Annotated in this window: 19 protein-coding genes; 4 read left to right on the top strand and 15 right to left on the bottom strand. The window is 64.7% G+C overall.

All coding sequences use genetic code 11. The features are described from left to right. The first annotated feature begins 10 nt into the window (after nucleotides 1–10). Nucleotides 11–511 carry an RNA pyrophosphohydrolase gene (locus GPL20_RS17300; RefSeq protein ID WP_254126128.1) on the top strand — a complete coding sequence of 167 codons (501 nt, stop codon included), beginning with the start codon at nucleotides 11–13 and terminating at the stop codon, nucleotides 509–511. On the opposite strand, the gene GPL20_RS17305 is transcribed toward GPL20_RS17300, so the two are convergent. From GPL20_RS17305 to GPL20_RS17330, 6 genes are all read right to left on the bottom strand, one after another. Continuing rightward, nucleotides 508–777, bottom strand: coding sequence for a hypothetical protein (locus GPL20_RS17305; protein ID WP_157330726.1), 270 nt, complete (start codon nucleotides 775–777; stop codon nucleotides 508–510). The two genes, GPL20_RS17300 and GPL20_RS17305, sit on opposite strands and share 4 nt — an antisense overlap. Before the next feature lie 111 nt (nucleotides 778–888). After that, the gene (locus GPL20_RS17310; RefSeq protein ID WP_157330727.1) at nucleotides 889–1,296 is read right to left on the bottom strand and encodes a F0F1 ATP synthase subunit epsilon; all 408 of its coding nucleotides are present in this window, start codon (nucleotides 1,294–1,296) and stop codon (nucleotides 889–891) included. 96 nt (nucleotides 1,297–1,392) lie between these two features. Continuing rightward, nucleotides 1,393–2,835, bottom strand: a complete 1,443-nt coding sequence (atpD, locus tag GPL20_RS17315; RefSeq protein ID WP_157330728.1) for a F0F1 ATP synthase subunit beta — start codon at nucleotides 2,833–2,835, stop codon at nucleotides 1,393–1,395. A 54-nt stretch (nucleotides 2,836–2,889) separates the two neighbouring features. After that, the gene (locus GPL20_RS17320; protein WP_157330729.1) at nucleotides 2,890–3,765 is read right to left on the bottom strand and encodes a F0F1 ATP synthase subunit gamma; all 876 of its coding nucleotides are present in this window, start codon (nucleotides 3,763–3,765) and stop codon (nucleotides 2,890–2,892) included. 142 nt (nucleotides 3,766–3,907) lie between these two features. Continuing rightward, a complete protein-coding gene (gene atpA / locus GPL20_RS17325; RefSeq protein WP_157330730.1) occupies nucleotides 3,908–5,437 on the bottom strand; it encodes a F0F1 ATP synthase subunit alpha in 1,530 nt (509 codons plus the stop codon). Then, entirely contained in the window at nucleotides 5,437–5,997 is a 561-nt protein-coding gene (locus GPL20_RS17330) for a F0F1 ATP synthase subunit delta (RefSeq protein ID WP_254126126.1), read from the bottom strand. The genes atpA and GPL20_RS17330 overlap by 1 nt, the downstream gene beginning before the upstream one ends. Nucleotides 5,998–6,636: 639 nt before the next feature. Between GPL20_RS17330 and GPL20_RS17335 the strand changes: the two genes are divergently transcribed. Beyond that, on the top strand, nucleotides 6,637–7,131 hold the full coding sequence (locus tag GPL20_RS17335; protein ID WP_157330731.1) for a septal ring lytic transglycosylase RlpA family protein: 495 nt from the start codon (nucleotides 6,637–6,639) through the stop codon (nucleotides 7,129–7,131). Nucleotides 7,132–7,366: 235 nt separating this feature from the next. Here GPL20_RS17335 and GPL20_RS17340 read toward each other — a convergent pair whose 3' ends face one another. Beyond that, a complete protein-coding gene (locus tag GPL20_RS17340) occupies nucleotides 7,367–9,577 on the bottom strand; it encodes a primosomal protein N' (RefSeq protein ID WP_157330732.1) in 2,211 nt (736 codons plus the stop codon). A gap of 122 nt (nucleotides 9,578–9,699) precedes the next feature. On the opposite strand from GPL20_RS17340, the gene GPL20_RS17345 reads away from it, so the two are divergent. Then, the gene (locus tag GPL20_RS17345; protein WP_157330733.1) at nucleotides 9,700–10,665 is read left to right on the top strand and encodes a tyrosine recombinase XerC; all 966 of its coding nucleotides are present in this window, start codon (nucleotides 9,700–9,702) and stop codon (nucleotides 10,663–10,665) included. A gap of 9 nt (nucleotides 10,666–10,674) precedes the next feature. Here the strand turns inward: GPL20_RS17345 and GPL20_RS17350 are convergent, their stop codons facing one another. Next, nucleotides 10,675–11,247, bottom strand: coding sequence for a hypothetical protein (locus GPL20_RS17350; RefSeq protein WP_157330734.1), 573 nt, complete (start codon nucleotides 11,245–11,247; stop codon nucleotides 10,675–10,677). A 116-nt stretch (nucleotides 11,248–11,363) separates the two neighbouring features. Between GPL20_RS17350 and GPL20_RS17355 the strand changes: the two genes are divergently transcribed. Then, nucleotides 11,364–11,957, top strand: coding sequence for a DUF4337 domain-containing protein (locus GPL20_RS17355; RefSeq protein WP_157330735.1), 594 nt, complete (start codon nucleotides 11,364–11,366; stop codon nucleotides 11,955–11,957). 162 nt (nucleotides 11,958–12,119) lie between these two features. Here the strand turns inward: GPL20_RS17355 and GPL20_RS17360 are convergent, their stop codons facing one another. The 7 genes from GPL20_RS17360 to sucD all read right to left on the bottom strand — a co-directional run bounded on the left by GPL20_RS17360 (nucleotide 12,120) and on the right by sucD (nucleotide 20,542). After that, the gene (locus GPL20_RS17360; RefSeq protein WP_157330736.1) at nucleotides 12,120–12,650 is read right to left on the bottom strand and encodes a hypothetical protein; all 531 of its coding nucleotides are present in this window, start codon (nucleotides 12,648–12,650) and stop codon (nucleotides 12,120–12,122) included. Between the two features lie 34 nt (nucleotides 12,651–12,684). Beyond that, nucleotides 12,685–14,085 carry a dihydrolipoyl dehydrogenase gene (lpdA, locus tag GPL20_RS17365; RefSeq protein WP_157330737.1) on the bottom strand — a complete coding sequence of 467 codons (1,401 nt, stop codon included), beginning with the start codon at nucleotides 14,083–14,085 and terminating at the stop codon, nucleotides 12,685–12,687. Nucleotides 14,086–14,142: 57 nt separating this feature from the next. After that, nucleotides 14,143–14,892, bottom strand: a complete 750-nt coding sequence (locus GPL20_RS17370) for an SDR family oxidoreductase (RefSeq protein ID WP_254126124.1) — start codon at nucleotides 14,890–14,892, stop codon at nucleotides 14,143–14,145. A 25-nt stretch (nucleotides 14,893–14,917) separates the two neighbouring features. Beyond that, on the bottom strand, nucleotides 14,918–15,151 hold the full coding sequence (locus tag GPL20_RS17375) for a hypothetical protein (protein WP_157330739.1): 234 nt from the start codon (nucleotides 15,149–15,151) through the stop codon (nucleotides 14,918–14,920). Nucleotides 15,152–15,162: 11 nt separating this feature from the next. Beyond that, nucleotides 15,163–16,401, bottom strand: a complete 1,239-nt coding sequence (odhB, locus tag GPL20_RS17380) for a 2-oxoglutarate dehydrogenase complex dihydrolipoyllysine-residue succinyltransferase (RefSeq protein ID WP_157330740.1) — start codon at nucleotides 16,399–16,401, stop codon at nucleotides 15,163–15,165. Between the two features lie 161 nt (nucleotides 16,402–16,562). Then, nucleotides 16,563–19,520: a 2-oxoglutarate dehydrogenase E1 component gene (locus GPL20_RS17385; protein WP_157330741.1), complete on the bottom strand. Its 2,958-nt coding sequence runs from the start codon at nucleotides 19,518–19,520 to the stop codon at nucleotides 16,563–16,565. Nucleotides 19,521–19,657: 137 nt separating this feature from the next. Continuing rightward, nucleotides 19,658–20,542: a succinate--CoA ligase subunit alpha gene (sucD, locus tag GPL20_RS17390; RefSeq protein WP_157330742.1), complete on the bottom strand. Its 885-nt coding sequence runs from the start codon at nucleotides 20,540–20,542 to the stop codon at nucleotides 19,658–19,660. Nucleotides 20,543–20,556 lie beyond the last annotated feature (14 nt).

Genomic DNA, 20,556 nt, shown 5'->3' on the forward strand with positions numbered 1-20,556 from the left:
AGACCCACGCGTGACGAATGAAAAGCCCTACCGCCCCAATGTGGGGATTGCCCTCTTCAACGCGGATGGCCGTGTGCTGATCGGCCACCGCTTCAAGGGCGACGGGCCGGAGATCATCCTGCCGGGCCTCGACTGGCAGATGCCGCAGGGCGGCGTCGACGAAGGCGAGGACCTGCGCGAGGCCGCGATGCGCGAACTCTGGGAAGAGACGAGCGTCGTCAGCGCCGACTATCTCGGCGAGACCGACTGGGTCACCTACGAATTCCCTCCTTACGACGGGCCGCAGACGCACCGGCTGGCGAAATTCCGCGGGCAGCGCCAGAAATGGTTCGCGCTGCGCTTCACCGGCAACGACGACGAGATCGATCCATTGACGCCGCGCAACGGGCAGCCGGCAGAGTTCGACGCCTGGCGCTGGGAGCGCCTCGACCGTGTCGCCGATCTCGTGGTGCCGTTCCGGCGCGAGGTTTATCAGGCGGTGGCGAAGCAGTTCGCAACCTTCGGAAACTAAAACTGCGAAAACAACCCCATGCACAGTAGCCGGGCACCGTCGGCGCGATGCGTGGTGGTAGTTGCGAAGTTTTTGAAACGTCGAAAGGAATCGACGGCAGCGCAATCGGCGCAAGGTCGGTCGGCAGTGCCCTTGCTGGCGATGAAATCGTCGACGACTTCGCGATAGGAGGCCAGACGCCGCAGCGTCTCCTCTTCGTCTTCCGCGACCAGTCTCGAATAGCCGGCAATATCGGCCGCGAAAATCGCTGCGATCTTGCGTTTCATCTGCGCTACCGAGGACGCGGTGCAACAAAGTTCAACGCCCGCCACGGTCGTGACGAGCGCTGGAATTGGTCAGGAATTTCGAGTCCGAGCCCCGGAGCGGTGCCCCGGGGCTTAGTGCATAGCCGTGGAGTTGAGCTGGTGCTGAATGCTCTTGAAGTGGTCGAGCCGCTCAATGGCGCGATCGAGCTCGGAGCCTTCGTGCTCCTTCAGATTCTCTTCCATCTCCGCGATCGTCTCGGCGAACTGCGCACGGTCGAGCTCGGCCAGCGACGTCGCGACGTCGGCGAGCACGGTCAGGCCCTTCTCGGAGACTTCCGCGAGGCCGCCGAGCACGATGATCTTCTCGTGCCTGCCGCCGGTGGTGACGGTGAGGATGCCGGGCCGGATCGCGGCCACGACCGGCGCATGTCCTGCCAGCACGCCGAAATCACCCTCGATGCCGGGGATGTCGACCTGGTCGACCTCGCCGGAGAATGCGAGCTTTTCCGGCGAGACGAGATCGAAGTGGAAGGTGGCCATGGGAAACCTGCGAATGGTGAGTAGCGAACGAGCGAGTGGCGAGTAGCGAATGGCGAATAGATACTACTCGCCACTCCCTATTCGCTATTCGCTAGCTTAGGCGGCCTCGGCCGCCAGCTTCTTGCCCTTCTCGACCGCCTCTTCGATGGTGCCGACCATGTAGAAGGCGGCTTCCGGCAGGTGGTCATACTTGCCTTCGCAGAGGCCGCGGAAGCCCTTGATGGTGTCCGCGAGGTCGACGAACTTGCCGGGCGAGCCGGTGAAGATTTCGGCGACGTGGAACGGCTGCGACAGGAAGCGCTCGATCTTGCGGGCGCGGGCCACCGTCAGCTTGTCCTCTTCGGAAAGCTCGTCCATGCCGAGAATGGCGATGATGTCCTGAAGCGACTTGTAGCGCTGGAGCACCTGCTGGACCATACGGGCGGTCTGGTAGTGCTCCTCACCGACGACGAGCGGCGAGAGCATGCGCGAGGTCGAGTCGAGCGGGTCCACCGCCGGATAGATGCCCTTTTCCGAGATCGCGCGCGACAGCACGGTGGTGGCGTCAAGATGCGCGAACGAGGTCGCGGGCGCCGGGTCGGTCAAGTCGTCGGCCGGCACGTAGATGGCCTGCACCGAGGTGATCGAGCCCTTGTTGGTGGTGGTGATGCGCTCCTGGAGCGCGCCCATGTCGGTGGCGAGCGTCGGCTGATAGCCCACCGCCGAAGGAATACGGCCGAGCAGCGCCGACACTTCCGAGCCCGCCTGCGTGAAGCGGAAGATGTTGTCGACGAAGAACAGCACGTCCTGGCCCTGGTCGCGGAAGTGCTCGGCGACGGTGAGGCCGGTGAGGCCGACGCGAGCGCGGGCGCCCGGCGGCTCGTTCATCTGGCCGAACACCAGCGCGCACTTCGACTTCACGCTCGGATCCGGATTGTGCGGATCGGCGTTGACCTTGGACTCGATGAACTCGTGATAGAGGTCGTTGCCCTCGCGGGTCCGCTCGCCGACGCCGGCGAACACGGAATAACCACCGTGCGCCTTCGCGACGTTGTTGATCAGCTCCTGAATCAGCACGGTCTTGCCGACGCCGGCGCCGCCGAACAGGCCGATCTTGCCGCCCTTGGCGTAGGGCGCGAGCAGGTCGACGACCTTGATGCCCGTGACGAGAATTTCCGCTTCGGTCGACTGGTCGGTGTAGGTCGGCGCTTCCTGGTGGATGGCGCGCAGGCCTTCGGACTTGATGGGACCTGCTTCGTCGATCGGCTCGCCGATCACGTTCATGATGCGGCCGAGCGTACCGTCGCCCACCGGAACCGCGATCGGCTGGCCGGTGTCGGTCACTTCCTGGCCACGCACCAGACCTTCGGTCACGTCCATCGCGATCGTGCGCACGGTGGATTCACCGAGATGCTGCGCGACTTCGAGCACGAGGCGGATGTTGCCGTTCTTGGTTTCCAGCGAATTGAGAATGGCCGGCAAATGGCCCTCGAACTGAACGTCGACGACTGCGCCCATGACCTGGGTGACGCGACCGATCTGCTTAGCTGCTGTGGCCATGAATTGCTCTCCTTCGGAATTCCGTACTTGAACGACCGTCGTTTGGTGCGTGCGTCAGACCGCCTCGGCGCCGGAGATGATCTCGATCAGCTCCTTGGTGATCTGGGCTTGACGGGTTCGGTTGTAGATCTGGGTTTGCTTGCGAATCATCTCACCCGCGTTGCGGGTGGCGTTGTCCATCGAGCTCATCTGCGCGCCGTAGAACGAGGCGTTGTTTTCAAGCAGCGCGCGGAAGATCTGCACCGCGATATTGCGCGGCAACAGGCCGGAGAGCAGTTCGTCCTCCTCCGGCTCGTATTCGTAGGACGTCGTCGGCGCATTCGCCGCCTTTTCCTCGACGATCAGCGGAATGATCTGCTGTGCGGTCGGGATCTGGGCAATCACCGACTTGAACTGCGCGTAGAACAGCGTGCAGACGTCGAACTCGCCGTTGTCGAAACGGGCCAGCACCTTCTTGGCGATGTCCTCGGCGTTGACGAAGCCGAGCTGGCGAACGCTGCGCAGGTCGAGATGCTCGACGATCTGCCTGTCGTACAGGCGACGGAGCTGCTCATAGCCCTTGCGGCCGACGCAGAAGAATTTCACTTCCTTACCCTGCGCGATCAGCGCCTGGGCGTGCTCGCGGGCGAGGCGCACGATCGAGGAGTTGAAGGCGCCGGACAGGCCGCGCTCGCCGGTGCAGACGAGAAGCAGGTGAACCTGGTCCCTGCCGGTGCCGGCGAGCAGCGCCGGCGCGCCGGGCGAGCCCGCAGCAGCGCTGGCGATGTTGGAGATCACCGCGCTCATCTTGTCGGCATAGGGCCGCGCCGCCTCGGCCGCCTGCTGGGCGCGGCGCAATCTGGACGCGGCGACCATCTGCATGGCCTTGGTGATCTTCTGCGTCGCCTTGGTGGAGGCGATGCGGACGCGCATGTCTTTAAGTGACGCCATTCTTCGTTCACCCCGGCGGTTCGACGCTACGTCGGACCGCTAGCCTGTCCCTGTGGCAATGCCCGGCCGGGCGCCGGGCACGCTTATTATTGTCTTGCCTCTCGCGAAGCGGTCATGGCCGGAAGACCCGGCCATGCAGCAATCAGGCGAAGCTCTTGGCGTAGCCTTCGACCACCGACTTCAGCTTGGCAGCGGTGTCGTCGGAGAGGTCGCGGCTGTCGCGGATCGCGTTGAGGATCTCGGCGTTCTTGCCGCGCAGCAGCGACAGCAGACCGTCCTCGAACGCCTTGATCTTGTTGAGCGGGAGCGGATCGAGATAGCCGTTGGTGCCAGCCCAGATCACGCAGACCTGCTCTTCCATCTTCAGCGGCGCGAACTGCGGCTGCTTCAAGAGCTCGGTCAGGCGCGAGCCGCGGTTGAGCAGGCGCTGGGTCGAGGCGTCGAGGTCGGAGCCGAACTGCGCGAACGCCGCCATTTCGCGGTACTGCGCGAGCTCGCCCTTGATCTTGCCGGCGACCTTCTTGGTGGCCTTGGTCTGCGCCGAGGAGCCGACGCGAGACACCGACAGACCGACGTTCACCGCGGGACGGATGCCCTGGAAGAACAGGTCGGTCTCCAGGAAGATCTGGCCGTCGGTGATCGAGATGACGTTGGTCGGAATGTAGGCCGACACGTCGTTGGCCTGGGTTTCGATGACCGGCAGCGCCGTCAGCGAGCCCGAGCCCTGGTCCTTGTTCAGCTTCGCCGCGCGCTCGAGCAGGCGGGAGTGCAGATAGAACACGTCGCCCGGATAGGCTTCGCGGCCCGGCGGGCGGCGCAGCAGCAGCGACATCTGGCGGTAGGCGACGGCCTGCTTGGACAGATCGTCATAGATGATGACGGCGTGCATGCCGTTGTCGCGGAAGTACTCGCCCATGGTGCAGCCCGTGAACGGCGCGATGTACTGCATCGGCGCCGGATCCGAGGCGGTCGCGGCGACGACGATGGAATATTCCAGCGCGCCCTGCTCTTCCAGCACCTTCACGAACTGGGCGACGGTCGAACGCTTCTGGCCGATCGCGACGTAGACGCAATACAGCTTGATGTTCTCGTCGGGCTGCGCGTTGAGCGGCTTCTGGTTCAGGATGGTGTCGAGCGCGATCGCGGTCTTACCGGTCTGACGGTCGCCGATGATCAGCTCGCGCTGGCCGCGGCCGATCGGGATCAGGGCGTCGATCGCCTTGAGGCCGGTCGCCATCGGCTCGTTCACCGACTTGCGCGGAATGATGCCGGGCGCCTTGACGTCGACGCGCATGCGCTTGTCGGCCTGGATCGGACCCTTGCCGTCGATCGGGTTGCCGAGCGCGTCGACGACGCGGCCGAGCAGGCCCTTGCCGACCGGCGCGTCCACGATGGCGCGGGTGCGCTTGACGGTCTGACCTTCCTTGATCTCGCGGTCGGCGCCGAAAATAACGACACCGACGTTGTCGGTTTCGAGGTTCAGCGCCATGCCGCGGGTGCCGTTCTCGAACTCGACCATTTCACCGGCCTGGACGTTGTCCAGACCGTAGACGCGGGCGATACCGTCGCCGACGGACAGCACCTGTCCGACTTCGGAGACTTCAGCTTCCTGGCCGAAATTCTTGATCTGGTCCTTGAGGATCGCGGAAATTTCCGCGGCGCGGATGTCCATCAGCCTGCCTCTTTCATCGCGTGCTTGATCGAATTGAGTTTGGTGCGAAGCGATCCATCCACCATGCGGCTGCCCAGCTTGACGACGAGGCCACCGATGATCGCGGGATCGACTTTCACGTTCAGCGCGACGTCCTTGCCGGTCACCGACTTCAGGGCGACCTTGAGGGCGTCGAGATTCTTGTCCGAAAGGGCCTCCGCCACGGTGACGTCGGCCGTCGTCTCGCCCTTGAACTTCGCGACGAGGGCGCGGTAGGCGCGGATGACGTCGGCCACCGCGAACAGGCGGCGGTTGGCAGTCAGCACTTTCAGGAAATTGGCGGAGATGCCGGCGAGGCCGACCTTGTCCAGCACGGCCGAGAGGGCCCGGGACTGGGCGTCGGCCGCGAACACCGGGCTGCGGACCAGGCGCTTCAGATCGGCGCTCTCGTTCAGCAAGGCCTCGAATTTGTCGAGATCGGCTTTGACCTCATCGACCACATTCTGGTCGCGGGCCAGTTCAAACAAGGCCGTTGCATAACGGCCGGACACACCTGAAACGGACGTATCTTCTGCAGCCACAGACGCGCTCTTTTAGCTGTCAAATTCGCAAGGGAAAAACCGTCGCCGCGAAGCGGCGCCTAGCGATCCAAGCCCTTGGAATTCAAGCGGGACTTCGATTTTCGGCCGACACGGGAGGCGCCGGATCCGGTAAAATCGCGGCTTTGCTAACATAGCAGGCGCGCACGTGCAACATGACGCCAAATTAAAGGCATGGGGTTTTGTCGCCAGTTCGTCGCAGTCCCCCGACGCGCGCGACGGCAACTTGCCACGCCACGGAATTGAGCCGCGCCTTCCGGCAGCTCGTCGCACATTCGTTCCCGCCCTCAGCGCATAGCGGCCATGAACACGGATCGCTGAGGCGTGACCCCGGACGGGGCGCCCGCCAGTTCCGAATACTTACCCAATTCTAAACTCGGGGCGCGATGACTTCACTCTACAGTATTCGATAGTAATCGAATGATTAATAAATCATTAAAGAAAGGGATTGCGGAACATCCGCTGCAACATCGGTGCCAGTCACAAGATGTTTCATGACGACACAGAACAGATTTACTGCCCAATTCACGCCTCATTGAGAATCGAAACGCCAAACCGCTCACAGACTTACGGGGGCTCCACTGGCCACATATGTGGCAATACTAGCTTAGGGACCACTAAATGCTGTCTTTGAAGACGCTGGGCATCGTGACCCGGCCGCGCACGGCGATCGCTTTCGTCGCCGCAACTCTCCTCGTCGGTGGAACTGCCACCGAAGCGTCCGCGAAATCCAGGCATCACCGGCATCATCGCCACCACGCCCAGACCGACACCAACTCCGGCTCCGATTGGCGCAGCGCCAATGCGTCGATGACGCCGTCGTCGGGCACCGGCCGCAGCTTCTCCGGCATGGCCTCCTATTACGGCAACGAGTCCGGCAGCCGGACCGCCTCGGGCCAGCGCTTCAACCAGAACGCCATGACCGCCGCGCACCGTTCGCTGCCGTTCGGCACCAAGCTGCGCGTCACCCATGGCGGCCAGAGCGTCGTCGTCACCATCAATGACCGCGGCCCCTTCATTCGCGGCCGAGTGCTCGACCTCTCCACGGGCGCTGCCCGCGCCATCGGCCTTACCGGCGCCGGTGTCGGCCGCGTCACCGCGGAAGTCGTCTCCTAAGGCGCGCTTCGAGCGCCTCATCTCAACAAACGCAGATCTCGTCATCGTCCGCATGGACCTGTGAGCGGCGAGATCAGCACGGGCAAAACAAGCCCGCCGTCTTGGGGGACGGCGGGCTTTTTGTTTGGCGTCATTCCGGGGCACGCGAAGCGTGAACCCGGAATCCATCGGGCGGCAGTGACCGCGGTGAAATGGATTCCGGGCTCGCGCTTCGCGCGCCCCGGAATGACAGTGGCTACAAAAAGCTCTGCGGATCGACGTCGACTTCGAGCTTTTGGTTCCCCTTCGGCTTCGGGCTGACGGCGAGCCAGTTGCGCAGATAGTCGGACAGGTCGAAGCCGCGCGCCGATTTCACCAGGATGCGGAAGCGGTAGCGGCCCTTGATCACCGCGAGCGGGGCTTCCGCCGGCCCCAGCACGACCACGCGCTCGTCGCGCGGCGCGAGCGCGACGAGACGGCGACCCAAACCTTCGGCGCTCGGGCGATCGCCTGCCGAGATGATCAGGCTCGCGAGCCGTCCGAACGGCGGATAGAGGGTGCGCTCGCGCAGGTCGATCTCGCTGTCGTAAAAGGCCTCGCGATCGCAGGCGATCAGCGCCTTCATCACGGGATGGTCGGGCTGGTGGGTCTGGAGATAGCCGACGCCGCGGCCCTGCTCGCGTCCGGCGCGGCCGATCACCTGGTTGAGCAATTGCCAGGTGCGTTCCGCCGCGCGCGGATCGCCGTTGGACAGGCCGAGATCCGCATCGACCACGCCGACCAGATTGAGCCGCGGAAAATTGTGGCCCTTGGCGACAAGCTGCGTGCCGATGATGATGTCGACGCGGCCCTCCGCGATCTCGGCGAGCTCACTGCGCATCGTCTCGATCGAGGTGATGAGGTCGCTGGACAGCACCATGGTGCGCGCGTCTGGGAACAGCGCGGCCGCCTCCTCCTGCAAGCGCTCGACGCCGGGCCCCACCGCCACCAGTGATTCCTCCGCGGAGCAGTTCGGACAGATATGGGGGCGCGGCATCGAGAAGCCGCAATGGTGACAGACCAGGCGCTGGCGAAACCGATGATCGACCAGCCAGGCGTCGCAGATGGTGCAGGCGAAGCGGTGACCGCAGCCGCGGCACAGCGTCAGCGGCGCATAGCCGCGGCGATTGAGGAACAGCAGCGCCTGCTCGCGCCGCTCGATTGCGATCTTGATTTCGCCCGCCAGCCGCGGCGAGATGAAGCGACCGCGCGCCGGCGGCTCGCGGCGCAGATCGATCGCCTCGATATGCGGCATGTGCTGGCCGCCGAAGCGCGAGGGCAGTGCGATGCGCTGATAGCGGTTCTTGCGCGCATTGACCTCGGACTCGACCGAGGGCGTGGCGGACGCCAGCACGATCGGAATCTTGGCGATATGCGCCCGCACCACCGCCATGTCGCGGGCGTGATAGTGCACGCCGTCGTCCTGCTTGTAGGCCTGGTCGTGCTCTTCATCGACCACGATGAGGCCGAGATTGGCATAGGGCAGGAACAGCGCCGAGCGCGCCCCGACCACGACCGGCGCGCTGCCTTCGGAGATCGCCGCCCAATTGCGCGCGCGGGTGCGCGGGGTGAGCTCGGAGTGCCATTCGATCGGCCGCACGCCAAACCGTTGCGCGAAGCGGTCGAGGAACTGGCCGGTCAGCGCGATCTCCGGCATCAGGATCAGCGACTGTTTTCCGCGGCGGATCGTTTCCGCAACGGCCTCGAAATAGACCTCGGTCTTGCCCGAGCCAGTGACGCCGTCGAGCAGCGCGACGTGGAAGGTGCCGTTGGCCGCGAGCGCGCGCATCGCATCCACGCCAGCGCGCTGGAGCGGCGAAAAATCCGGCCGGCCGAACTCCGGATCGGGGGCCGGCGGCGGCGGAGGCGGCGGCATCGGCTCGACCGTGAGCGTGCCCTCGTCGACGAGGCCGTCGATCACGCCGGCCGAGACACCGGCTTCCTTGGCGGCCTCGGACTTGCCGTGCAGCAGGCGGTCCGACAGCACCTCGATCACGCGCTGCCGCGCCGGCGTCAGCCGCCGCGGCGGATCGCCGACCAGGCGCACGCCGGGACGCACCCGCTCGGGGCCCAAGTTCTCGCCCATCCGCAGGCACATGCGCAGCACCATGCCGCGCGGGCTCAGCGTGTAATTGGCGACCCAGTCGACCACCGAGCGCAACTCGCCCTTCAGCGGCGGGATGTCGAGCTTCTCGTTGACCTCCTTGAGCCGGTTGTGCAGGCGCGGATCGGGATTGGCATTTTCTCCCCAGACCACCGCCAGCACCTCGCGCGGGCCGAGCGGCACACCGACGAGATCGCCCGCCTTCAGCTCCATCCCGCGCGGCACCTTGTAGGAATAGGTCTGGTCGAGCGCGACCGGCACCAGCACGTCGACCATGCGGATCGCGTTGGCGGGGATGGTCGTGCTGCGCGAGGAATGATCCATCAATGGTCTTTGGAGGGAGAATCGGAACCCGGGGCCTGAAGGCTAGCGCCACGGGCCGGCCTTAGCGAACGATAAACGAGTATGATGCGATATACTGTGCGGAATCATTACGTCCAGAGCGCATGAGCAAAGCGGCCGCACCCCAAATCGAGCTCGCCAGCGCCGATCCTGACATCGCGCAGGAGATGACGCGCTGGCTGTCGCATCTCGGCGCCGAGCGGCGGCTGTCGCCGAAGACGCTGGAGGCCTATGGCCGCGACTTGCGGCAGTGCCTGGATTTCCTTTGCAGTCATTGGGGCGAACGCGTGACGCTCGCCCGTTTTGCGTCGCTGGAAGCCACCGACATCCGCGCCTTCATGGCGATGCGCCGCGCCGACGACATTGCCGGCCGCTCGCTGATGCGCGCGCTGGCAGGCCTGCGCTCGTTTGGCCGCTTCCTCGAGCGTGAGGGAAAGGGCAAGGTCGGCGCGTTGTCGGCGATCCGCGCGCCGAAGGTCGCCAAGAGCCTGCCAAAGCCGCTGCCGATGGCCTCGGCCAAACGCCTTGCGGATGCCGACGAACGCGCCGGCGAGGAACGCGAGACGTGGATTTTGGCGCGCGACGCCGCGGTGATGGCGCTCTTGTATGGATCAGGCCTGCGCATCTCCGAAGCGCTCGGCCTGAAGCGCCGCGAGGTGCCGCGTCCCGGCGAAGGCGACGTGCTCGTCGTCACCGGCAAAGGCAACAAGACCCGCATGGTGCCGGTGCTTCAGAACGTACTTGAACTCGTGCATGAGTACGTCGCGATGTGTCCGTATCCGTTGCCGACGGAAGGTCCCATCTTCGTCGGCGCGCGCGGCGGGCCGCTCAGCCCGCGCATCATCCAGCTCGCGATGGAGCGGCTGCGCGGCGCGCTCGGCCTGCCGGACAGCGCCACGCCGCATGCGCTTCGCCATTCCTTCGCCACGCATCTGCTATCGCGCGGCGGCGATCTGCGCGCGATCCAGGAATTGCTCGGTCATTCCTCGCTCTCGACCACGCAGATCTATACCGGCATCGATTCGGAGCGATTGCTCGAGGTCTATGCGAGCGCGCATCCGCGGCGGTGACACAGCGACTCAATTCGAGAGATACTCGATATCATAGACGTAGTTCGAGCCGCGTCCGACCTCGACGCGGACCATCGGCCTGAATTTCTCCAGGCGCTCATAGAGCGGCTCCGTGACCTTCACCGTTTGGTTTGCGATGCGGACGAGATAGTCCGCCTTGCGGCTGCTACCTGACCTCCACGCACGATCGACACGTCCTTCGATCGCGAGCCGGGACGTCAGGTGATCGAGAAACAGCATCCGCCCGGCATACCATGCAAGGCCGCTGCCGAGCAGCACGATCAGGATCATCGAGGCGAGCGGCTTCGCCTTGTCGCGCCATGAGCCATAGAGCTGAGGCTGCCAGAGCTGAGAGCCGGCGATAGCCAACCCCACGAAAACGAGGCCGACATGGACGTCGTTGACCGCGATGATCGAGCTCTTTTCATAAAACGGCAACAGGCCAAGGTAGACGACGGCGACCGCGAACACGATCTTGCCGAGGTACGGAAAGGCCTTGGTGTTGCGGGCCTTCAGCAGCGCAAATACGGCGATGATGACGAAGGGCCAGAAGCAGGCTGCGATGAATTCCGCTGTGGTCATGTGACAGGACTAGAGCAGCCTGAACGCGAAACCATTAATTGCAACCGCCATGGCGCTTGCCACTTGCGCCGGTCGCGCGGTTCGGTCAATCGTTGGTAAATAGGCAGGAGAGAAATATGAGCGCACATGAAAGCATGGAGCATGCCGAGCACGCCGAACACGCGTCCGGCTCAAACAAGAAGATTGCGCTCCTGATTGCCGTTCTGGCGCTGTTCCTGGCGATCTCGGAGACGCTCGGCAAGGGCGCCCAGACCGAATCGATCAGCAAGAACGTCGAAGCCGCCAACCTCTGGGCGTTCTTCCAGGCCAAGAGCATCCGCCGCACCGTGGTGGTGACCGCGGTCGAGCAGGGCAAGCTCACGCTGGGCTCCCTGCCCGAAGACGCTGCCGTGAGAGCGGCGGTGCAGAAGCAGATCGACGACTGGACCAAGACCGCGCAGCGCTACCGCTCAGAGCCCGAAACCGGCGAAGGCACCGAGCAGCTCGCCGAGAAGGCCAAGCATGCCGAGCACGCGCGCGACGAGGCGACCGCGAAGTACCATCACTTCGAGCTGGCCTCGGCCGCCTTCCAGATCGGCATCGTGCTGGCCTCGGCCACGATCATCACCGGCATGTTCGCGCTGGCCTATGTCGGCGGCGTTTTGACGCTCGCCGGCCTCATCATGACCGCGCTCGGCCTGTGGTGGCCGCATCTGCTGCATTTGCATTGAGGGGCGGTGAGACGCGTGGCTTGATGCCACACAGACAGTGTCATGCCCCGGCTTGACCGGGGCATCCAGTACGCCGCGGCCTCTCGGTTCTAATCTCTCTGTCTCTGGAATACTGGATCGCCCGGTCAAGCCGGGCGATGACACCGAGTACGTGATGGGCAGCTAGCGCGCTTCGTGCACGCTCTTGCGGAAGCGCTGGATCAGGCGGAGCGTGCGGGCGGACCAGCCTTCGCCGTTGCCGGCGATCAGCTCGCGGATGCGCCGCTTGATCGGATCGACCAGCTCGGCGGCCTTGGCGCGCACCTTCAGCACCAGATCGTAGATCCGCTCGAACCAGTGCATCTCCAGCAGCTTGTCGCGCGTGACGTCGAACACGAAGGCGGTGACGCCAACGCCGAGCAGCTTTGCGAACAGGATGGTGAAGAGGGCGCTCGCCCAATATTCATGCGCGAGCAGCCACAGGCCGACCAGCTTGAGCGGGAACAGCGGGACGATGGGGACCGCGAACACGATCAGCGTCATGGCCGGCGACAGCGCATCGACGCGCGTCGTCAGCCATTGCTTGAAGCGCGCGAGCGGGATGGCTGCGACGACCTTGGCAACGATCGGCTCGAGATGGTCCCACAGCCACGCTTCGATCAGGAAGATGATCGCAAGCAGGACCCAGACCGGTTGAAGAAGGCGGCGCAGCATGTGTTTCCCGCCCGATTCGGCGCTGGGCGCGCGGCTACATATGGATAGCCCGCTTGCCGACTGCAAGCGCGGCTTCCTTGACCGCTTCCGAGCGGGTCGGGTGCGCGTGGCAGGTGCGGGCGAGATCTTCCGCGCTGCCGCCAAATTCCATGAGAACGCAGGCCTCATGGATCATTTCGCCGGCTTCGCGGCCGATAATGTGCACGCCGAGCACGCGATCAGTCTTCGCATCTGCGAGAATCTTCACGAAGCCGTCGGTGGTCTGGTTGACCTTGGAGCGGCCGTTGGCGGTGAAGGGAAACTTCCCGACCGTATAGGCGACACCGGCCTGCTTCAGTTCCTCCTCGGTCTTGCCGACGGAGGACACTTCCGGCGTGGTATACACGACGCTTGGGATAACGTCGTAGTTCACGTGGCCGGCCTGTCCCGCGATGATCTCCGCGACCGCAACGCCTTCATCCTCGGCCTTGTGCGCGAGCATCGGGCCTGCGACGACGTCGCCGATGGCATAGACGCCCTTCAGGCTGGTGGCGAAATGCGGATCGATCTGCACGCGACCGCGATTGTCGAGCGCAACGCCGGCTTCCTTCAGTCCCAATCCATCCGTGTACGGCACGCGACCGATGCAGACGAGCACGACGTCGGCCTCGATGGTCTCGGCCGCGCCACCCGCAGCCGGTTCGATTTTCGCAAGCAGTGCCTTGCTGTTCACTTCGACGCCAGTGACCTTCGAGCCGAGCTTGAACGCAAAGCCCTGCTTTTCCAGGATGCGCTGGAATTGCTTGGCGATCTCGCCGTCCATGCCGGGCAGGATGCGGTCGAGGAATTCGACGACCATGACTTCGGAGCCGAGTCTGCGCCACACCGAGCCGAGCTCGAGGCCGATCACGCCGGCGCCGATCACCAGCAATCTGCCCGGCACTTTCTCCAGCGACAGCGCGCCGGTCGACGACACGATGCGCTTCTCGTCGATCTCGATGCCCTTGAGACGCGCGATGTCCGAGCCGGTGGCGATCACGATGTTCCTGGTCTCGACCACCTGCGATTTGCCGTCGGCGGAGACTTCGACCTTGCCGGTGCCGAGGATCTTGCCGGCGCCCTTGAGCACGTCGATCTTGTTCTTCTTCATCAGGAACTCGACGCCCTTGACGTTGCCGTCGATGCCCTGCTGCTTGAAGTTCATCATCGACGGCAAATCGAGCTTCGGCGCGGAAACGCTCACGCCCATTTTCGCGAAGGAATGGCCGGCTTCCTCGAACATCTCGGAGGCGTGCAGCAGCGCCTTCGACGGCATGCAGCCGACATTGAGGCAGGTGCCGCCGAGGGTTGCGTTCTTTTCGACCACGGCGACTTTCATGCCGAGCTGGGCTGCGCGCACCGCGCAGACATAACCGCCCGGTCCGGTGCCGATGACGACGAGATCGTAGGTAGCCATGAGAGGAAGTCCCGTAAGTTTGGCGTGATGAGGATGTGTCAGCGTCCGCGCGGCGCGTCAGCGTCCGCCGGACACATCGAGAATGGCAGAGGTGACGTAGGAGGCATCGTCCGACATCAGCCAGACGATGGCGTTGGCGATTTCCTCGGCGGTGCCGACGCGCTTCATCGGCACCAGATGGGCCAGACGATGGGCGCGGTCGGGCTCGCCGCCGGCGGCGTGGATTTCGGTGTCGATCAGGCCGGGGCGAATGCCGGCGACACGGATGCCTTCGCCCGCGACCTCATAGCCGAGACCGATGGTGAAGGAATCGATCGCGCCCTTGGAGGCCGCATAATCGACATAGGTGTTGGGTGAGCCGAGCTTGGCGGCGACCGACGACAGGTTGACGATGACGCCGCCCTTGCCGCCGTGCTTGGTCGACATCCGCTTCACCGCCTCGCGCGCGCAGAGGATGGAGCCGGTGACGTTGACCGCCATGACGCGCTGGATGCGCTCGGCCGACATCTCGTCGACGCGCACGCCGCTCTTGCCGACGATGCCGCCATTGTTGACGAGCGCCCCTAACGTGCCGAACTTGTCGGCCGCCTTGAACAGTTCGAGGATGTCGCTTTCTTCGGCGACATCGCATTTCACCGCGATCACCTTGCCGTTGCTCGCCGCGATCTGGGCGACGACCTCGCCCGCAGCCTGCTTGTTGCTGGCATAGCCGACCACGACGCGATAACCGCGCGCGGCCGCCGCAATCGCGGTCGCCCGCCCGATGCCGCGGCTGCCGCCGGTGATGACAACGACTTTATCCATCACATCAGTCCCCACGAGTTCGAGCGCACTACGACGTCTTGCCTTCAAGAGCTGCCAAACGATCCAGCACGGACTTGTCCGTCAAGCTCACCAGATGGAGCAGAACAAAGAAACTGACGAACGGGATCAGGCACCACATGGCGAAGCCGACACCTTTCCCCTTCCTGCGGCTGATCGGAATCGCGACGAGGAAGAGGACAAAGGTGACAAACAGGAATGGCACCATGGAAAGCAGCGCATCGGAGAGCGACGGCTCGTGCATGGCGGCCTCGCTTAGAGATCGAGCACCAGCCGCGCCGGATCTTCCAGGCTCTCCTTGACGCGGACCAGGAAGGTGACGGCTTCCTTGCCGTCGATCACGCGGTGATCGTAGGACAGCGCCAGATACATCATCGGGCGCACCTCGATCTTGCCGCCGACGACCATCGGCCGTTCCTGGATCTTGTGCATGCCGAGGATGCCGGACTGCGGCGCGTTCAGGATCGGGGTCGACATCAGCGAGCCGTAGATGCCGCCATTGGTGATGGTGAAGGTGCCGCCTTGCATCTCGTCGATCTTGAGCTGGCCGTCACGGGCGCGGCGGCCGAAATCGGCAATGCCCTTCTCGATGTCGGAGATCGACTTGTGGTCGCAGTCGCGCACCACGGGGACGACCAGGCCCTTGTCGGTGCCGACGGCGACGCCGATGTGGTAGTAGTTCTTGTAGATCAGGTCGGTACCGTCGATCTCGGCGTTCACGGCCGGGATGTCCTTCAGCGCCTGCACGACGGCCTTGGTGAAGAAGCCCATGAAGCCGAGCTTGGCGCCGTGCTTCTTCTCGAACGCATCCTTGTAGTGGGCGCGCAGCGCCATGACGTTGGTCATGTCGACCTCGTTGAAGGTCGTGAGCATGGCCGCGGTGTTCTGCACGTCCTTGAGACGGCGCGCGATGGTCTGGCGCAGGCGGGTCATCTTGACGCGCTCTTCGCGGGCGGCGTCATCGGCCGGCGACGGTGCGCGGACCTGCACGGCGGCGGCGGGCTGGTTGACCGGGGTCGGCGCCGAGGCCGCGCGCTCGATCGCGGCGAGCATGTCGCCCTTGGTGACGCGGCCGTCCTTGCCGGAGCCCGGAACGGTGGAGGCGTCGATGCCGGTTTCGGCCGACAGCTTGCGCACGGATGGGGCGAGCGGCGCATCGGCCGGCGGCGCCTTCGCAGCCGGAGCCGGCGCGGGAGCGGCGGCAGCAGCCGGCGCAGCGGCAGGCTTGGCGGGCGCGGCGGCGGGCTTCGCAGCGCCGGCACCATCGGTGATCTGGCCGAGCAGCGCGCCGACCGCGACGGTGGCGCCATCGGCGGCGATGATCTCGCTCAGCGTGCCGGCGGAGGGCGCCGGGACTTCGATGGTGACCTTGTCGGTCTCGAGCTCCACCAAGGGCTCGTCGACGGCGACGGGATCGCCGGCCTTCTTGAACCAGCGGCCGATGGTGGCCTCGGTGACGGATTCGCCGAGCGTCGGCACACGAATTTCAGTCATGGTCTTTTCCTTAAGGAGATCGCCGGTGCGGTCATGAATTCATACGTCATGCCCCGCGAAGGCGGGGCATCCAGTACGCCGCGGCGTTCGTTTTGATCACGAACGCCGCGGCGTACTGGATTGCCCGCCTTCGCGGGCAATGACAGCGTCTTAAAAACTTCTCAGCTCAACGCTTCGTCCAGGAACGCCTTCAGCTGCGCCTGATGCTTGGACATCAGACCCGTGGCGGTCGCGGCGGAGGCGGCGCGGCCGACATAACGCGGACGCCGGCTCACACCGTGCACCTGGTTCAGCACCCATTCCAGATAGGGCTCGATGAAGTGCCAGGCACCCATGTTGCGGGGCTCTTCCTGGCACCACACGACTTCGGCCTTCTTGAAGCGGGACAGCTCGATCACCAGCGCCTTCAACGGCACCGGATAGAGCTGCTCGACGCGCATCAGATAGATGTCGTCGATGCCGCGCTTCTCGCGCTCCTCGTAGAGGTCGTAATAGACCTTGCCGGAGCAGAGCACGATGCGGCGGATCTTCTCGTCGGAAACGAGCTTGGTCGCCTCGGTCGGCTGCATCTGGGCGTCATCATAGAGGATGCGATGGAAGGTCGTGCCCTTCGCGAGCTCCTCGAGACGCGACACCGCCCGCTTGTGGCGCAGCAGCGACTTCGGCGTCATCATGATCAGCGGCTTGCGGATCTCGCGGTGGAGCTGGCGCCGCAGCGCGTGGAAGTAGTTCGCCGGCGTGGTCGGATAGACCACCTGCATGTTGTCTTCGGCGCACATCTGCAGGTAACGCTCCAGACGCGCCGAGGAGTGCTCCGGTCCCTGGCCCTCATAGCCATGCGGCAGCAGGCAGACGAGGCCGGACATGCGCAGCCATTTGCGCTCACCCGAGGAGATGAACTGGTCGAACACGACCTGCGCGCCGTTGGCGAAGTCGCCGAACTGGGCTTCCCACAAGGTCAGCGTGTTCGGCTCGGCGAGCGAATAGCCGTATTCGAAGCCGAGCACGGCCTCTTCCGACAGCAGCGAGTTGATGACCTCGTAATGGCCCTGCTCGTGGCCGAGATGGTTGAACGGCGTGTAGCGGCTCTCGTCCTCCTGGTCGATCAGGACCGAGTGACGCTGCGAGAAGGTGCCGCGCTCGGAATCCTGTCCGGACAGGCGGACATGGTGGTTTTCGTTGAGCAGCGTGCAGAACGCCAGCGCCTCGCCGGTCGCCCAGTCGATGCCGTTGCCGCTGTCGATCGCCTTGGAGCGGTTTTCCAGGAAGCGCTGGATGGTGCGGTGGACGCGGAAGCCGTCCGGCACCTTGGTGATCTTGCGGCCGATGTCCTTGAGGATCGGAAGATCAACGCCGGTGACGCCGCGGCGCGCGTCCTCTTCCTGATCGGCGATCTTGAAGCCGGACCACTTGCCGTCGAGCCAGTCGGCCTTGTTCGGCTTGTAGGAGGTGCCGGCCTCGAACTCGGCATCGAGCCGCGCGCGCCAGTCGGCCTTCAGCTTGTCGACCTCACCCTCGGTGACCACGCCCTCGGCGATCAGGCGCTTGGAGTAGAGAGTGAGGGTCGAGGGATGGGCCGCGATCCGCTTGTACATCACGGGCTGCGTGAACGCCGGCTCGTCGCCCTCGTTGTGGCCGTAACGGCGATAACACCACATGTCGATGACGACCGGCTTGTGGAATTTCTGCCGGAACTCGGTCGCGACCTTGGCCGCGAACACGACGGCTTCCGGATCGTCGCCGTTGACGTGGAAGATCGGCGCATCGATCATCTTCGCCACGTCCGACGGGTAAGGCGAAGAACGCGAATAACGCGGATAGGTGGTGAAGCCGATCTGGTTGTTGACGATGAAGTGCACGGAGCCGCCGGTGCGGTAGCCCTTCAGGTCCGACAGGCCGAAGCATTCCGCGACCACGCCCTGGCCGGCGAACGCCGCGTCGCCATGCATCAGGAGCGGCATGACGGAGATGCGCATGTCCGGCGGATCGCCGTGCTGGTCCTGCTTGGCGCGGACCTTGCCGAGCACCACGGGATCGACGATCTCGAGATGCGAGGGGTTGGCGGTCAGCGACAGATGGATGCGGTTGCCGTCGAACTCGCGGTCCGAGGAGGCGCCGAGGTGATATTTGACGTCGCCGGAGCCTTCGACCGCGTCAGGGTTGGCCGAGCCGCCCTTGAACTCGTGGAACAGCGCGCGATGCGCCTTGCCCATCACCTGGGTCAGCACATTGAGGCGGCCGCGATGCGGCATGCCGAGCACGACTTCCTTCACGCCGAGATTGCCGCCGCGCTTGATGATCTGCTCGAGCGCCGGGATCAGCGACTCGCCGCCGTCGAGACCGAAACGCTTGGTACCGGTGAACTTGGTGTCGCAGAATTTTTCAAAGCCTTCGGCTTCGACCAGCTTCATCAGGATCGCGCGGCGACCTTCGCGGGTGAACGAGATCTCCTTGTCCGGACCCTCGATGCGCTCCTGGATCCAGGCCTTCTGCGCAGCATTGCTGATATGCATGAACTCGACGCCAAGCGTCTGGCAGTAGGTGCGCTCGCAGATCGCGGTGATCTCGCGCAGCGTGGCGTATTCGAGACCGAGCACGTGATCGAGGAAGATCTTGCGGTCGAAATCGGCTTCACTGAACCCGTAGGTGCGCGGATCGAGCTCTTCGCGGTTGCGCTGAGCCTCGATCCCGAGCGGGTCGAGCTTGGCGTGGAAATGGCCGCGCATGCGGTAGGAGCGGATCAGCATCAGGGCGCGGACGGAGTCGCGCGTCGCCTGAAGCACGTCGGCGGAGGAGATGTCGGCGCCCTTGGCCTGCGCCCTGGCGGCGATCTTGCCGCCGACCGCCTTCTCGACTTCCGCCCAGTTGCCGTCGAGCGCGGAGGTGAGGTCGTCCTGCGGGGTCAGCGGCCAGTTGGCGCGCTCCCAGGACGGGCCCTCGGCGTTCCTGCGGACGTCGTCCGGCTGGTCCTTCAGGCTCTTGAAGAACTCCTGCCACTCGGCGTCGACCGAGGACGGATCCTTCTCGTAGCGGGCGTAGATTTCGTCGATGTAGGTGGCGTTGGTGCCCTGCAAAAAGGATGAGAGGGCAAAGGCTGCGTTCGCGTCCTGGCGAGACATACTTGAGTTCCTGGCGATTTCGGTTCGCGCATAACAAACGGCGCTGGCGTCGGGCTCCCCGGCAGAGGCCCGACGCGGCTGGCACCATTTACCCTATTTGCTGCGAAACTTCGCCCGGAAAAGCACGAAGAAGTGAATTAGCCCTTCAACTTTTCGGCAAGCGTGTGGCCGAGGCGCGCGGGGGACGGAGAGACGGAAATTCCAGCCGATTTCATCGCTTCGGTCTTGGAACCGGCGTCGCCCTTGCCGCCCGAAATGATCGCGCCGGCATGGCCCATGCGGCGGCCGGGAGGTGCGGTGACGCCGGCGATGAAGCCGACCATCGGCTTCTTGCGACCGCGCTTGGCCTCGTCCTTGAGGAACTGGGCGGCGTCCTCCTCGGCGGAACCGCCGATCTCGCCGATCATGATGATCGACTCGGTCTTGGGGTCGGCGAGCAGCATCTCCAGCACGTCGATGAATTCGGTTCCCTTGACCGGGTCGCCGCCGATGCCGACGGCCGTGGTCTGGCCGAGGCCCTCCTGCGAGGTCTGGAACACCGCCTCGTAGGTCAGCGTGCCCGAGCGGGAGACGATGCCGACGCTGCCGGTCTTGAAGATGTTGGCCGGCATGATGCCGATCTTGCACTCGCCGGCGGTCATGACGCCCGGGCAGTTCGGCCCGATCAGGCGCGACTTGGAGCCGATCAGCGAGCGCTTCACGCGCACCATGTCGACGACCGGGATGCCCTCGGTGATGCAGACGATCAGCGGGATCTCGGCATCGATGGCTTCGCAGATCGCGTCGGCTGCGCCCGGCGGCGGCACGTAAATCACCGACGCATCGGCGCCGGTCTTCTCACGCGCATCGCGCACGGTGTCGAACACCGGCAGTCCCAGATGCGTCGAGCCGCCTTTGCCCGGCGAGGTGCCGCCGACCATCTTGGTGCCATAGGCAATCGCGGCCTCCGAGTGGAAGGTGCCGTTCTTGCCGGTGAAGCCCTGGCAGATGACCTTGGTGTTCTTGTCGATCAGGATGGACATGAGGTCTGCTTTCG

Source organism: Bradyrhizobium cajani (genome assembly GCF_009759665.1).
Classification (GTDB): Bacteria; Pseudomonadota; Alphaproteobacteria; order Rhizobiales; family Xanthobacteraceae; genus Bradyrhizobium; species Bradyrhizobium cajani.